General features: G+C 53.9%; 11 protein-coding genes and 1 pseudogene. 6 read left to right on the top strand and 6 right to left on the bottom strand.

What is annotated here, in order from left to right:
• Positions 1–48 precede the first annotated feature (48 nt).
• The 4 genes from ACRQ1B_RS27135 to ACRQ1B_RS27120 all read left to right on the top strand — a co-directional run bounded on the left by ACRQ1B_RS27135 (position 49) and on the right by ACRQ1B_RS27120 (position 5,330).
• Complete coding sequence (locus ACRQ1B_RS27135; protein ID WP_432297295.1) at positions 49–1,050, top strand: hydroxyacid dehydrogenase; 1,002 nt, start codon at positions 49–51, stop codon at positions 1,048–1,050.
• Positions 1,051–1,081: 31 nt separating this feature from the next.
• Entirely contained in the window at positions 1,082–1,753 is a 672-nt protein-coding gene (locus ACRQ1B_RS27130) for an RraA family protein (RefSeq protein ID WP_432297294.1), read from the top strand.
• Positions 1,754–2,208: 455 nt separating this feature from the next.
• Positions 2,209–4,122: a potassium transporter Kup gene (locus ACRQ1B_RS27125; RefSeq protein WP_432297292.1), complete on the top strand. Its 1,914-nt coding sequence runs from the start codon at positions 2,209–2,211 to the stop codon at positions 4,120–4,122.
• 263 nt (positions 4,123–4,385) lie between these two features.
• A complete protein-coding gene (locus ACRQ1B_RS27120) occupies positions 4,386–5,330 on the top strand; it encodes a helix-turn-helix domain-containing protein (protein WP_432297291.1) in 945 nt (314 codons plus the stop codon).
• Between the two features lie 138 nt (positions 5,331–5,468).
• Here the strand turns inward: ACRQ1B_RS27120 and ACRQ1B_RS27115 are convergent, their stop codons facing one another.
• The 4 genes from ACRQ1B_RS27115 to ACRQ1B_RS27100 all read right to left on the bottom strand — a co-directional run bounded on the left by ACRQ1B_RS27115 (position 5,469) and on the right by ACRQ1B_RS27100 (position 9,053).
• Positions 5,469–5,810, bottom strand: a complete 342-nt coding sequence (locus ACRQ1B_RS27115) for a winged helix-turn-helix transcriptional regulator (RefSeq protein WP_432297290.1) — start codon at positions 5,808–5,810, stop codon at positions 5,469–5,471.
• 289 nt (positions 5,811–6,099) lie between these two features.
• On the bottom strand, positions 6,100–7,026 hold the full coding sequence (locus tag ACRQ1B_RS27110; protein ID WP_432297289.1) for a sensor domain-containing diguanylate cyclase: 927 nt from the start codon (positions 7,024–7,026) through the stop codon (positions 6,100–6,102).
• Between the two features lie 40 nt (positions 7,027–7,066).
• Positions 7,067–8,161, bottom strand: a complete 1,095-nt coding sequence (locus ACRQ1B_RS27105) for a vWA domain-containing protein (RefSeq protein WP_432297471.1) — start codon at positions 8,159–8,161, stop codon at positions 7,067–7,069.
• A 529-nt stretch (positions 8,162–8,690) separates the two neighbouring features.
• Positions 8,691–9,053 (bottom strand): winged helix-turn-helix transcriptional regulator, encoded by a 363-nt coding sequence (locus tag ACRQ1B_RS27100; protein ID WP_432297287.1) that lies wholly within the window; start codon positions 9,051–9,053, stop codon positions 8,691–8,693.
• 339 nt (positions 9,054–9,392) lie between these two features.
• Here ACRQ1B_RS27100 and ACRQ1B_RS27095 point away from each other — a divergent pair, with 339 nt between their 5' ends.
• A complete protein-coding gene (locus ACRQ1B_RS27095; protein ID WP_432297286.1) occupies positions 9,393–10,460 on the top strand; it encodes a hypothetical protein in 1,068 nt (355 codons plus the stop codon).
• A 337-nt stretch (positions 10,461–10,797) separates the two neighbouring features.
• Here ACRQ1B_RS27095 and ACRQ1B_RS27090 read toward each other — a convergent pair.
• Positions 10,798–10,977 (bottom strand): annotated as a pseudogene (locus tag ACRQ1B_RS27090) (integrase core domain-containing protein); the annotation flags it as partial.
• A 194-nt stretch (positions 10,978–11,171) separates the two neighbouring features.
• On the opposite strand from ACRQ1B_RS27090, the gene ACRQ1B_RS27085 reads away from it, so the two are divergent.
• Positions 11,172–11,420, top strand: a complete 249-nt coding sequence (locus tag ACRQ1B_RS27085; protein ID WP_432297285.1) for a hypothetical protein — start codon at positions 11,172–11,174, stop codon at positions 11,418–11,420.
• A gap of 84 nt (positions 11,421–11,504) precedes the next feature.
• Here ACRQ1B_RS27085 and ACRQ1B_RS27080 read toward each other — a convergent pair whose 3' ends face one another.
• Positions 11,505–12,230 carry a FadR/GntR family transcriptional regulator gene (locus tag ACRQ1B_RS27080; protein WP_432297284.1) on the bottom strand — a complete coding sequence of 242 codons (726 nt, stop codon included), beginning with the start codon at positions 12,228–12,230 and terminating at the stop codon, positions 11,505–11,507.
• Positions 12,231–12,444: the final 214 nt, after the last annotated feature.

Genomic DNA, 12,444 nt, shown 5'->3' with positions numbered 1-12,444 from the left:
TACGTCCACGTTCACACATCCTGTCGATCGGATTGCATGGAGGAGCATATGAGTACGACAACCCAAACGGGAGGCGTCCGAGCGGCGCGGGTCATGATAACCGGTGCCGAACTTGTCGAGGAGGCTCGGTTCTTACTTGCTTCACACGATGTCGAAACTATCTATGCGCCGGCCTATTCCACATCGGAAGATCTTGCCGCAATCGCCCGAGAGAAGGAGGTCGATGCGATCCTTGTCCGTCAGGGCAAGATCGACAGCTCGGTTATCGCCTCCTCCCCACGCCTTCGCGTGATCGCCAAGCATGGCAGCGGAGTAGACAATATCGATCTCGCGGCAGCCTCTGATCGCGGCATTCCGGTCTTGCGGGCGCTCGCGGCCAACGCCCAGTCTGTGGCGGAACTGGCGATCGGGCTAACGGTGAGCCTTATGAAGGACGTCGTCCCTTTGAACACGGCTGTTAAGGGCGGCAGTTGGCCGAAGACGAAATATGTGGGCCGCGACCTGGCAGGCGCCGTCTTTGGCGTCATTGGTTATGGTGAAATCGGTCAACGGGCGGCAACGCTCGCGCGAGGCCTTGGCATGCAGATCGCGGCATACGATCCCTTCGCGAGCGATAATGACGGAGTTACTGTAAGTCGCGATATCGATACCGTATTGAAGGCTGCGGATATTGTCAGCCTCCACTGCCCGCTCATGCAGCAGACCCACCACCTGATCAACGCCGAAAAGCTGGCGCTGATGAAGCCGACTGCGTTTCTCGTCAACACCGCACGCGGCGCAGTGGTCGATGAAGTCGCCCTCATTCAGGCGCTGCAATCCGAATCAATCGCCGGCGCAGCTTTGGACAGTTTTGAGATTGAGCCTCCTGCGACAGACAATCCGCTTTGGGCGATGCCCAACGTGATTGCAACACCGCATGTAGGCGGAGCCAGCCGATCGGCGTTGCGTAACATGGCGGTCCAAAGCGCCCAGCACATCATCGACGTGCTGGAAGGCCGAAGCTTTGACGACCGGGCTCTCGCCAATCGCGATCTCATCGCCGCTGCGTAAGTGGCGCAACTTTTCACGAAGGAGGAATGGAATGATTGGTTTTCGCATTTGCACGCGCGAGCGTAAGGTCGACGCAACATGGGTTGAGGCGTTTCGAGCACTTCCGGTTGCCAATGTCAGTGACGTGATGAGCCGAATGACCGCAGGAGGGGCGACACTGCGCCCATACTACACGGGCGGAACGATGGTTGGACCAGCCGTCACGGTAAAGGCCCGTCCGGGTGACAACCTGATGGTTCACAAGGCGCTCGACATCGCCGAGCCCGGTGATGTAGTCGTCGTGGACGCGGGCGGCGACATATCAAATGCCATTATCGGCGAACTGATGGTGGCCCATGCGGAACAGCGCGGCTTGGGCGGAATCGTCATTTACGGCGCAATCCGAGATAGCGCTGAACTTCTTGCCGGCAGTTTCCCGGTATTCGCGGCGGGCGTTACGCACCGCGGACCGTACAAGGACGGCCCCGGCGAGGTAAATGTTCCGATCTCAATAGCGGGAATGGTGATCAATCCAGGCGACCTCGTTTGCGGAGACGCTGATGGCCTTCTGAGTGTTGGCATAGATGACGTCGAAGCAGTTCACGCCGCCGCAATCAAAAAGCACGAAGCGGAGACCAAGCAGATGGCCAACATCAAGGCCGGCGCAAATGATCGGACATGGGTAAATGCAACCCTTACCAAGTTGGGCTGCGAAGGAATTTGAAGGAATAGGTGGTCGCTTTGCGGCCACCTATTTATGCCATTTCTTGAATACATGAGTTACGTTCAAGCATCGGGCAGGTTCTGGTCAGCGGCCCGCCGGGGCATGCAACCGTATTTCTGAACATTCTGCCCCTTGAAATTTCGGCATATCAACCTGGAGCTCACGGACGAAAAGACAGACGGGAGTGGGCACGCCTTACCAGAACGGCATGCGACGTGGAACATCGACACGTTTATCCAGAAGAATGCAGGCACAATGCCCAAATCGGACGCCTTCATCGGATAAGAATCTTATTGCTCAGAGCTATTCTGTCGGTATCTAGGGGACGGATCGTATGGATCTGAGCTCAAGGCCAATCGCTAAGCCTTTTTCGATCACTCACCACAATTGCCATTAGGCTCATGAAGCGCCATATGGTGCCGAAATCCGAACACGGCCCTGCGCCTGGAGAAGCAATGACTCAATCCCACGCAGCCGTGCCGGAAACCCGATCAGATATCCCGAAGTTTGCCGCTCTGGTCGTAGGAGCAGTCGGCGTCGTCTATGGTGACATCGGCACCAGCCCGCTCTACGCATTCCGAGATGCCCTCAGACCATTCACCGCCAACGGGGTAAAGCAAGAGCATGTGGTCGGCCTGATCTCTTTGATGATTTGGACTCTGACGGTAATTGTCACGTTCAAGTACGTCCTCTTCCTCCTGCGTGCCGACAACGACGGCGAAGGAGGAACGCTGTCGCTTCTTGCTCTCCTGATGAAAAAGACAGGAAGCTACATGCCGGTCCTGTTTTTTGCAGGGCTCATCGGTGCAGCGCTCTTCATCGGTGACGCAATGATTACCCCTGCCCTCTCCGTGATGTCAGCCCTGGAGGGCATGAAGCTCATAACACCTGCGGCTTCGGACTACGTACTCCCATTGTCGGCCGCCATTATGGCTGTGTTGTTCGCTGTCCAGTCCAAAGGAACTCAAGCCGTCGCGAAGTTTTTCGGGCCGATAACTGTTGTCTGGTTCCTTGCCATGGCCTGGGGAGGCGTCATTCATATTAGCGATGACTGGACTATCCTAGAAGCCCTCAATCCCATCAACGCCTTATGGTTCATAACCCATGCGGGTTGGACGGGTCTGATCGTGCTGGGCGCCGTCTTTCTTACCGTTACAGGGGCGGAGGCACTATACGCCGACCTTGGCCACTTCGGGCGCAAGCCGATCAGCGTTGCCTGGTTCATCTTGGTGTTTCCGGCGCTTGGCGCCAACTATCTCGGTCAGGGAGCACTGATCCTTACGCATCCTGAAGCGATTACCAATCCTTTCTATTTGCTCTATCCCGACTGGGCACTTCTGCCGATGGTCGTCCTAGCGACGATGGCGACCGTCATCGCTAGCCAGGCGGTAATCACGGGGGCCTTCTCCCTTGCTCGTCAGGCCGTCCATTTGGGTTTCCTGCCGCGTCTGGCGATCAAGTTCACGTCCGAGACCAACACCGGGCAGATCTACGTTCCCCTGGTCAACGCAGTTCTTTTTGTCGGAGTGATTGTACTCATCTTCTCGTTCCGCGATTCCGCTTCGCTGTCGACCGCCTACGGAATCTCCGTAACAGGAGCGATGGTGGTGACTACGCTGATGTCTTTCCAGTTCCTGCGGTCGGTCTGGGGCTACTCCGCTATCACGGCGGGACTCCTTTTGTCTCCGTTGCTGGCAATCGAGACGGTTTTTCTGCTTGCGAACCTCCTGAAGATCCATGACGGTGGCTGGGTTCCGCTCGTGCTGGCGATCGTCATCATGCTGATGATGTGGACATGGACGAAGGGTTCGAAGCATCTTCGCGAGAAGATCGCCCGAAACGACGTCCCTTTGATCGCCTTCATCTCATCGATCGAGGGATCAGTCGAACGTAGTTCCGTAACCGCGCCCGTGACCGTTCCTGGCACGGCTGTGTTTTTGACGAGTGTGCCCGACAAGACGCCGTCGGTCCTCATGCACAATCTCAAGCACAACCACGTGCTTCACGAACAAAACATCATTCTGACGATCTGGACGCAGGACAAGCCCTACGTGCCCGACAGCCAACGCGTTGAGGTGACACAGCTCTCGAAGCGGTTCATCAGGATCGATCTGACATTCGGCTTCATGGACGAGCCGAACGTGACGAAGGCACTGATGCTATGCAAGAAGAAGGGCCTGAAGTTCGAAATCATGCAGACCTCATTCTATCTCGGCAGAAGGAACTTGATCGCGACGCCGAACACCGGGCTGCCGCACTGGCAGGAGAATGTCTACATTGCAATGGCGGATATCGGGATTGATCCCTCTGCCTACTTCAAACTGCCGCCCAATCGGGTGGTCGAGCTCGGCGAGCAGGTTGCGATTTGATTATCAGGTACCCGGGCTATCCCCTTGAAAGGCGAGTGGCGTATCGGGACGTCGATTACCACACAAGTCTGACCCACTTTACTGAACACTTTTGCGCCATTGGGCAAAGCTAAAGCTCTTAATTTCCTTGAAGGGAACAACGGATTGGTGCCTACACTGGACAAACCCCAGACAAGATTCTGTTGCACGACGCCGCGGAAGAGTAGCACAAGGTGCAATCATTCCTGCAGAGGTCTGCAGTTCGGCCTATTACGATAATTTATGTGAGCCTCACAAAAGCTTCGACAAAAGATCATAGTAAAATCGCGGCGTGGACCTTTAAAGTGACTTTTCAGCCTTCAATGCAATTTCATGCGGATGGATTTGATCTCGTTCATGTTGGCAAGTGGCGTCAATTTGATGGAATTGTTGGGGCAGTTCTGGAGGTCGACAGCAAGGAGGGCGCGCAGGGGTATTTCAGATACGACGACCCGAGAATCGTGATCCACTTCGACAAAGTTTCAAATTGGAAGAGCGTCTCGGTCGATAGCACTGCCCCGTGTCGTCAGAGACCGGTCCTGCAGGCCGCCTATATTCCGGCGGGAGTTCCCTGGTGGATAATTGGCAATGCAAAACGCCGCTTTTCACATCTGAACATCTACATGCACAAGGACCGTCTGACCCGTTATCTGTCCCCTGCCTTGGGAAAATCTGCCGCGCTTGCGGCGATCAAGCGCCCGATCGATCTGGACGAGCCGGGTTCGCTGATGACCTTGGCAAAGCTTTTGTCTGATGAAATATCCATGCCGACGCATCACCCTTTGCATGCGGAAAATCTGGTCGGTAGCATCATTACAGGATTGCTTCATATCACGGTTCCGGAACCCGATGTATCACCACGAAAATTGACGCCTGGACAGCTGGACAAGATTTTCGCGTGTTTCGAGCCTGGGCGCACTCAACGTGTACCCGTCCCCGAGATGGCTAGCATCGTCGGGATGTCCGAAAGTTGGTTCTCACAGCTTTTCAAAAATACGACCGGTACGCGACCGCTTGAATGGCAACGCATCAGGAAGATCGATGATGTGAAGACGATGCTCCGCGATACCGATCTTCCCTTGGCCGAAATTGCCTACGAACTTGGTTTTACTGATCAATCGCACATGACCAAAGCATTCAAGCAACTGGTGGGAATGGGACCTGCGGCATGGCGACTCAGTCAAAAATAGGCTTGTCTGTCAGTGTTGCCGTTGTCCAGGCACTGAACCGGTTCCTACCAATATCGCCGAGACCGTTGCTGCTCGCAAAGTCCAGCGGTTGCGAATGAGAAGACGGTGTTCTGCCAATGCGTTATCGCCAGGCGGGCCTCAGTCGTGTTTTATATTGGTGACAGCCCACTCCCGCATGAGAGCCATAACGGGCTTCAGCTGCTGGCCGGCATCCGTCAAACTGTATTCTACTCTCTTGGGCATACAGTCATATTCGATGCGGGCGACGAGTCCGTCGATTTCCAATTCACGGAGCTGGTTTGCGAGAGTCCTATCGGAAATGCTGCCAATTTTATTGCGTAGGGAGTTGTAACGCATTTCGCCTTCGCTCAAATAAGACAGTATTATGCATTTGAACTTGCCGCCCATCTTGGCCAATGCGGATTCGATTGCTAAACCGTCTCGCGTCCCTGAGGTGAACTCTTCAATGTGGATCTTCATCAGGAAATCGTGCCTGCTTGCTGTTAATCGAACAAGGCGAACTTTCCCTACTTTTTGGCTGTCTTCGCAATGTAGAATTCGACTTTTACATTGTACGCTTCACGCTTCTCTGGTCCGGCATTAAGGCTTGAACATTGCCCCTCGCCAGCGAATGATGCAGCCGTTCATTGTGGTTAACCGTCCTGTCAGCAAAGGCAAGAATGCGGCGTCCGACCTGCGGCGGGCAGTTGCGCAGTGACGGGATAAGACATTGGCTGGAGCCGATGCCTGTGAGCGCCAGCCGCGGGCATCAGTCGGTAGCCGTCACGATACAATCGCGGCCAGCAGTCTTGGCGGCATAAAGAGCAATGTCCGCACGCTTGAGCGCGTCGTTGAAACCTTCGTCGCGGCGAAACTCCGCAATGCCGAAACTTGCGGTGACGTTCGTTTGCCTGTCCGCAAAGGTGAATTGCAGGGACGAAACCGCCTGCCGAAGGCGTTCGGTAACCCCGCGTGCCTTTTCCATATCGCCCTCGAGAGCAATGCAAAATTCCTCACCGCCCAGTCGACCCAAAAGATCGTATTTTCGAAGATTGACCTTCAGGATCATTGCCACTGACTTTAGAACCTCGTCGCCGGAAGCATGTCCGTATTTGTCATTGACGGCTTTGAAGTGGTCTATATCGACCATTACGACCGTCATTACCAAACCTTTCCGCCTGAGCAGTTCCTTCAATCGCGCGCTGTCGTGCATGAAAGCTCGGCGCGTCAATGCCCCTGTCAGCATGTCCACAGTGGCATGTTCGCGTAACTCCAGTTCGCTGGCTGCAATATTCGCGATATCCTCTAGCACGATCAAGTCTCGTTCAGAAAATTTTCGCGGCGTCTTGTGGATGCCGCAAATGGTGCCGAATACAGCGCCGGACGATGTTTTCAGAGGGATCCCGACGTAGGCCTTCAGTCCAGCTTCAGTGACCAGTTTGTGGTCTTGAAATTCCTCGGTGCGGCCCGTATCCGGCATCACGATCGTGCAACCATCCCTGAAAGCTACGCGGCAGAAACTGTTTTCTAAGGAAATCTGCTCGAACCTAAGCCCGTCGATCGATTTGAAACTTTGAACGCCATCGTCAATCGTTGAGACAGCTGCGATATCGACACCAAGGGTATTCCTGATCAGGCGCGTCAGCCTGGAAAAGGTCTCGTCTTGAGCCGCATCGGTGTTGAACGTATGGGGCATAAGAATCTCCTCTTTCGCGATGACGAAACGTTGCAGGGTGTCAGTTTGTCATTCTCGCGACGCCCGAATTTGCGCGCAGACCGATTTCTCGAAAAGCGGCGTATAGCTCGGATGCCGTCTTGGCCGCGTAATAATGCTTGTCCGAGGTCGCGCAGGAGGAGAGGAGAGTAGTCGCCCGGCCTTGCTTGATGTCGAATGCGATGGCGTAGATGACGATGCCTTTTGCCTTTGCGAGTTTGCAAACTTCAAGGGTTGCCGCGTCCGAATCTTTGCTGTTGTTGTCGCCATCGGTCATGAAGACGATGTATTTTGTCGGGTCGTCATTGTCCTTGGCGATATGGGCGGCATTTTCCGATCCATAGCCTGTCGCCTTCAATACGTCATAAGCGTGCTGCATCGCCGGCGCCGAGTTGGTGCCTCCGCTCGGATCAAGAGCTTTGGCAAATCTCCGGGTTTCGGCAACGCCCCAATTAAAGGCGACGCTCTTTCCCTTGCCGCCGGAGAACTCCACGGCAGCAAACCGGGCATATTTCTGTTCGGGGTCAGCTTCCGCGACAACGTCGAGAAGTTCGTTGACGGACCCTTTGAGGGCATTGATCTTGACGGTGGTGCCCGTCTGCAGGCACGCATTTGTACTGCTACGCTTTTCGCAGGCAATCTCTTCCATGGAACTCGACCGATCGAGTACGAGATGCATTGAAAACGCGTTCTTGCTCGCTGTCGCGCTGACTGTAGTGGCGCGAACAGAAATGTTGAGAGACGGGCCTGAGATGAGCGCGGTCAAAGGGTTCACACACATCTTGAAGGATGCAGCGAAGACGACCTCAAACTTCTTTCCCTTAGCCCCATTCGGCGTCTGGGTGATTGATAATGAAGTCGATTGCTTGTGGTTTTCGATGCTCGGGTTACTCACACAGCCTGAATCGATTGCTGCAGCCAGTGCAGCGTATCGGCTCGCAGCCAAATCCTTGGCGTCGTTGTGGTTATAATTCTTTTTTGCAAGTACGGTCGCGGCGGCGAGCATAGCGGCGTCGGCCTCTATTTGAAGCGATGTCTTCAACTCCATTGCGCGCGTGACGTCGATCGCAATTCCGCCAGCGCCGAGAAGCACCGGCAAGAGAATTGCAGTCATCACTGCAAAATTTCCACGACGGTCGCGGAAAAAGGCTTTGATCGTGTCCCCAGATACTGTCACCCGATGCCCCCAAGCTCGAAATTTTTTCGAAAATGCGGGGGGCCGTTCAAAATCCAGTGAATGAAACAGTTGGAAAAAAAAGAGACATTTTTTTTACCATAAGCTTGCACGGCAACCGCATTGGCTGGCGGTGATCACCACCCAAACAACAGCCTCCTTGCCTTGCCTTGCCTTGCCTTGCCTTGCCTTGCCTTGGAAGGAGTGTACCGCTTAGCGCCGAACAGCCATACGATTGGTATGCTTTTGTTTCAGGTGCCTCGAAGCTTTCGCAGGCGCGTGTTTGCGATCGGGAAAGGCGATATCAATATCAACTGTGTAACAGCACTCTGGCGTCTCCTGGATGATCACCGGATATTTGCCGCCCGATGGCGCGATTGACGCCTGACAGCGTCTTGTCCAGACTTTTAAGGCCATCTTAGTTTTCACGAAAATTGAACCGGTGGTGCCCTCTCGATTCCTCATCGGCAGATCAATCGTTGCCGGATGCCGTTTTCTCAAAGCGATCAATGTTGTCGTCTCCCCAGGCACGCAGGGCTTTGAGAATAGTTTCAAGGCTCCTGCCGAGAGCAGTTATGCTATACTCGACTCTCGGTGGCGTGCTGTCGTAAACCGTACGAGTAACCAGCCCGTCGTTTTCGAGCTCGCGGATCTGATTCGCCAATGTGCGCTCCGTGATGCTGCCGATCCGGCGATGGATTTCGTTGAAGCGCATCGTCTCACCTAGGAGGTGATAAAGTATGATGCACTTGAACTTGCCGTCTATGACCGTGAGTGTCGCTTCCACCGAACATCCCGGGTTACAATCGAACCGGGAATGACGCGCCTTGGCCATGAATATATCCTTCTGATATTAAATCATCTTTCATTATTGAATTTGCATGTTCGTATTCGATGACCTGCATCCTTGCAACACTGATCGCAGAGATCAATTTCTTCAGAACCGAGCGATACTTCGCTGATAGGACATAATTGCTTGTCACGCATGCGCTCGATATTCGGTCTACGCAAGGGTGCCGGCTCTTACGGTCCGGTAACATGCAAGCGATTTCTGCACGTGCGATGTCATAGTAGAAATCTAGCTTACGGTTTGCAACTTGGTCTCTTTTAGAGACTACATGCCAACGTTTGCCGTATGAAAAAGAGTCTCAGCTTCTGCTATGAAAGCGAATAGTTGCGTTTTGGCAATTTGATTTTCGACATGGACAAATTGAGGCGGCTTGCATGCAAAGACATTGGGCTGGCTATGATTAGTAACGGGTCTTTTGAGAAGGAGCGTCCTGCCGCGGAGAAATTGCTTGGGTCCGCTACGGATTGGCTGAACAATGAACGAGACGTTTTCATCGCCAAGGTTCGACTTGCTCGCGAGACGCTCACGCAACTTCACACGGACGGCGAACACGATCTCGAAGGCTTCCGACAGCAATTCGTCGAAGCTGTTGCGATGTACAAGGCTGTCAGGGCCAGCTGGGCACGGCTGCAATCCTTCGACGGCGTAGACCAGCTCAAGCTTCTGCGCAAAAAACTCAGCGATGTGAAACCCCAGGTTTCAAGTGCCGTGCTTTCGGATTTCGTCGATGACCTAGCATCCATTCCACAGGAGTTTGTTCAACTCAACGACCAGTATAATGCCATGCGACGCAGATTTTCCCACGATCGGGTCATTTTCGTCGATATCGAGGTGGCATTTTCAAACTTCCGGTTTTGTGTGGGTATGCAGCACTCGGAGCAGACGTCTACAGCGCAACTGGGCGCAACGGATCTACAACTGGACCCGAGTAGCGTCGGCTTGCTCTCTCGTCTTTGCACGAAAGCGAACGCAAAACTCGTTTTGACCTCAAGCTGGCGAAAGTCATGGTTGGATGGTCGCCAGGCGCTGGTCAGCGCCCTGATCGAGGAGGGCCTGAGTCGAGAAATTTGGCATCCAGAATGGATGATCCCGGTCTGCGCTGCCGATGGCAAATGGAATGAGCTGCCGAAATGGCTCAATTGGTCGAGCAGTTCCGTCGCGCTGGTGATTGATTCTGGACGACCTCCCGCGGACACCATGCCGCTGCTTGCCAAAAAAGCCTCTCTGCTGCTGATTGATGCGCTCGACGGTTTTGGCGGGCGAGATTATTTTCGGGCTCTGGAGTTCTTTGGCGCCGAAGATGCAGAAAAACCGTCGCCGCTCAGGCTTGCTGCTAAGTTTGGGCTGCAGCGATATCCTACCCTCCTCCAGCGCGGCGAATCCCTGGCATGAGTCTCCTTTCGTAGCTATCCCATTTGATGACGTTGCCGGCTGCTGGAGGCCTGGCCCGGCAAATACCTTGAGACGACCTCCCATCATCATTTGGTCTTCAGGCCAGGGATTTTGTGCGTATTAATACTGAAGGCGGTGCTACCTGCGGCTTTCCTGCAAATCACGAAGAAACGGGGGCCCCGGTTGTATCCAGCACACGCATCCAGCCTTCGTTTCACAGTCCGGCTGGCACCAGATCATTTCGGCTTTCACGCAACATACGCTTTGTGATGGTTGTCATGGCCCGGTAATGTCCCCGTTCTAAGCGAGTCTGGATCGAAGAATTCACGCAGCCATTTTTGAGTTTCTGTGCAGGTGTAATGCCGCCAATGCGCATGTAGCCCGTTCATTGCACAGGTCTATAGCCACTCCGTAGCAAACTCGAATTCTTGCGCCTTCCCGATGCTTTCGGTGATTTGTAAAGCCATTCATGTCGAACCGTACGGTTGTAGCGTTCGACATAGGGGGTTCTGCTTGGGCTGGCGTGCCCGGATGTAGTCTCGGCTTTAACTTATAAATCAGTTGAGATTTTTTCGCATCTGCATTGAGGTTTATTTTCGATTTTCTAAAACTTTTGGCTCACAATGTTTGTATATTTAAACGGGTTTTGTCCGACCAGAATGTTCCCTCTTCGGCAACGAGGTGCCTCATCGAATAAAAAGAGTAAATGCAATGTTCAGTAAGATTACAGACGTCATTCGTGACAAAGGCAATGCAGTCGATGCATATATGGCTGCCGCGGCCGCGGCCGAAGAAGCCGCGTTTTCCGATTTCGAGCGAGCCGCTGAATACTTCTTGCTAAGTGCAGCCGCGCGGGAGTGCGCCGACGCGCATCATGGGCTGGCGGTTCATGGCGCTGTTTTTGAACATGAGCTTTCAAAAGTTTCAAGCATACGTCGAGGCCCTCGACTTGGCATTTAATGACCGTGACCGCGAACGTCGCCTAGATTGCCTACCAGAAATTGCTCGAATGATTTTGAGTGTGGGCGCTGAAGAATCAAATGATCAATTGCGCGCAGATGCAGCGTGAGTCCAGTTTGCTATCGTATCGTTCACTGACGACGCCATCTCGTCCAGTATCGTCATGCATCCTTTTTCCGCAGCAGCTTTGTCACGACATTTCAGGCTCTCAATGATCTGGCGAAATGCTAGCGCGTTTAGCTCGAATGTAGTTGGAAGCCGGTGGTCTGGAATGGGGTAGAAAAGGCTGTCCAGTGAGAGATTGAAGGAATCAAGAAAGAACGTGTTCGTCGAAGCTCGCCCGATCGCGGAAAAGAACGAGTAACGGACCCCGCGCATCTCCGGGCCGGACGTCGTTGATCGCAGTTTCTCTGCCACGCCATCGAGAACGCTGAGATCTCCAGGACTGCGACGCTCGCACGCAAGTTCTGAAGCAGCAATCAGGTTCGCTTTCAGGTATTCGAGAAGACGCCATGCCGTTCCAGGATCTTCCAGGAGACCTCGACTTGCAATTTCGTTAAGGCGAGGGGCGGAAGAGACAAATGTTCCCCGCTTCTGACCACGTTTAGAGATAATGTATCCCCGGTCTTCCAGCACCTTGAAAGCCTCTCTCAAGGTAACCCGCGAAATGCCGAGGGTCTCGGCGACCTTTCGCTCCGGCGGCAGTTGCTCCTCAGGCAGAAGCAGCCCAAAATGAATCTGGCGGCGAATGAGATGCAACGCGGCGCCATGAAACGGCTCCTGTTCGAGTTGGCGGCCTGACCAAAACATATCAAATCGCCGTAAAAGTGTTGTCGACGGCTATTTCGGCGCCGTTAATGAAGCTCGAGTCTTCGCAAGCTAGGAACAGTGCGACACGGGGTAAGCCTCCGGTGAGGGCCGTCTTGCGAGGTTGATGCGAACATCGGAAGTCCTAGTGCAAACACTAGGAGTAGTCCTATGACCAAGCATTCGATTGAAGTCATCACGTCTGTGGAGCGCCGGC

The sequence above is a fragment of the Endobacterium panacihumi genome (assembly GCF_050847465.1).
In the GTDB taxonomy this organism is placed as follows: Bacteria; Pseudomonadota; Alphaproteobacteria; order Rhizobiales; family Rhizobiaceae; genus Neorhizobium; species Neorhizobium panacihumi.
The sequence above is the reverse complement of the archived record's forward strand: the minus strand, read 5'-3'. Positions and strand labels throughout refer to the sequence as shown.

What these genes read in the sequence shown, in the direction of transcription:
- ACRQ1B_RS27135 (WP_432297295.1), top strand. Translation starts at nt 49, where the DNA reads ATGAGTACGACAACCCAAACGGGAGGCGTCCGAGCGGCGCGGGTCATG.
- ACRQ1B_RS27110 (WP_432297289.1), bottom strand. Translation starts at nt 7,026, where the DNA reads ATGCCCCATACGTTCAACACCGATGCGGCTCAAGACGAGACCTTTTCC.
- ACRQ1B_RS27125 (WP_432297292.1), top strand. Translation starts at nt 2,209, where the DNA reads ATGACTCAATCCCACGCAGCCGTGCCGGAAACCCGATCAGATATCCCG.
- ACRQ1B_RS27115 (WP_432297290.1), bottom strand. Translation starts at nt 5,810, where the DNA reads ATGAAGATCCACATTGAAGAGTTCACCTCAGGGACGCGAGACGGTTTA.
- ACRQ1B_RS27080 (WP_432297284.1), bottom strand. Translation starts at nt 12,230, where the DNA reads ATGTTTTGGTCAGGCCGCCAACTCGAACAGGAGCCGTTTCATGGCGCC.
- ACRQ1B_RS27130 (WP_432297294.1), top strand. Translation starts at nt 1,082, where the DNA reads ATGATTGGTTTTCGCATTTGCACGCGCGAGCGTAAGGTCGACGCAACA.
- ACRQ1B_RS27100 (WP_432297287.1), bottom strand. Translation starts at nt 9,053, where the DNA reads ATGGCCAAGGCGCGTCATTCCCGGTTCGATTGTAACCCGGGATGTTCG.
- ACRQ1B_RS27085 (WP_432297285.1), top strand. Translation starts at nt 11,172, where the DNA reads ATGTTCAGTAAGATTACAGACGTCATTCGTGACAAAGGCAATGCAGTC.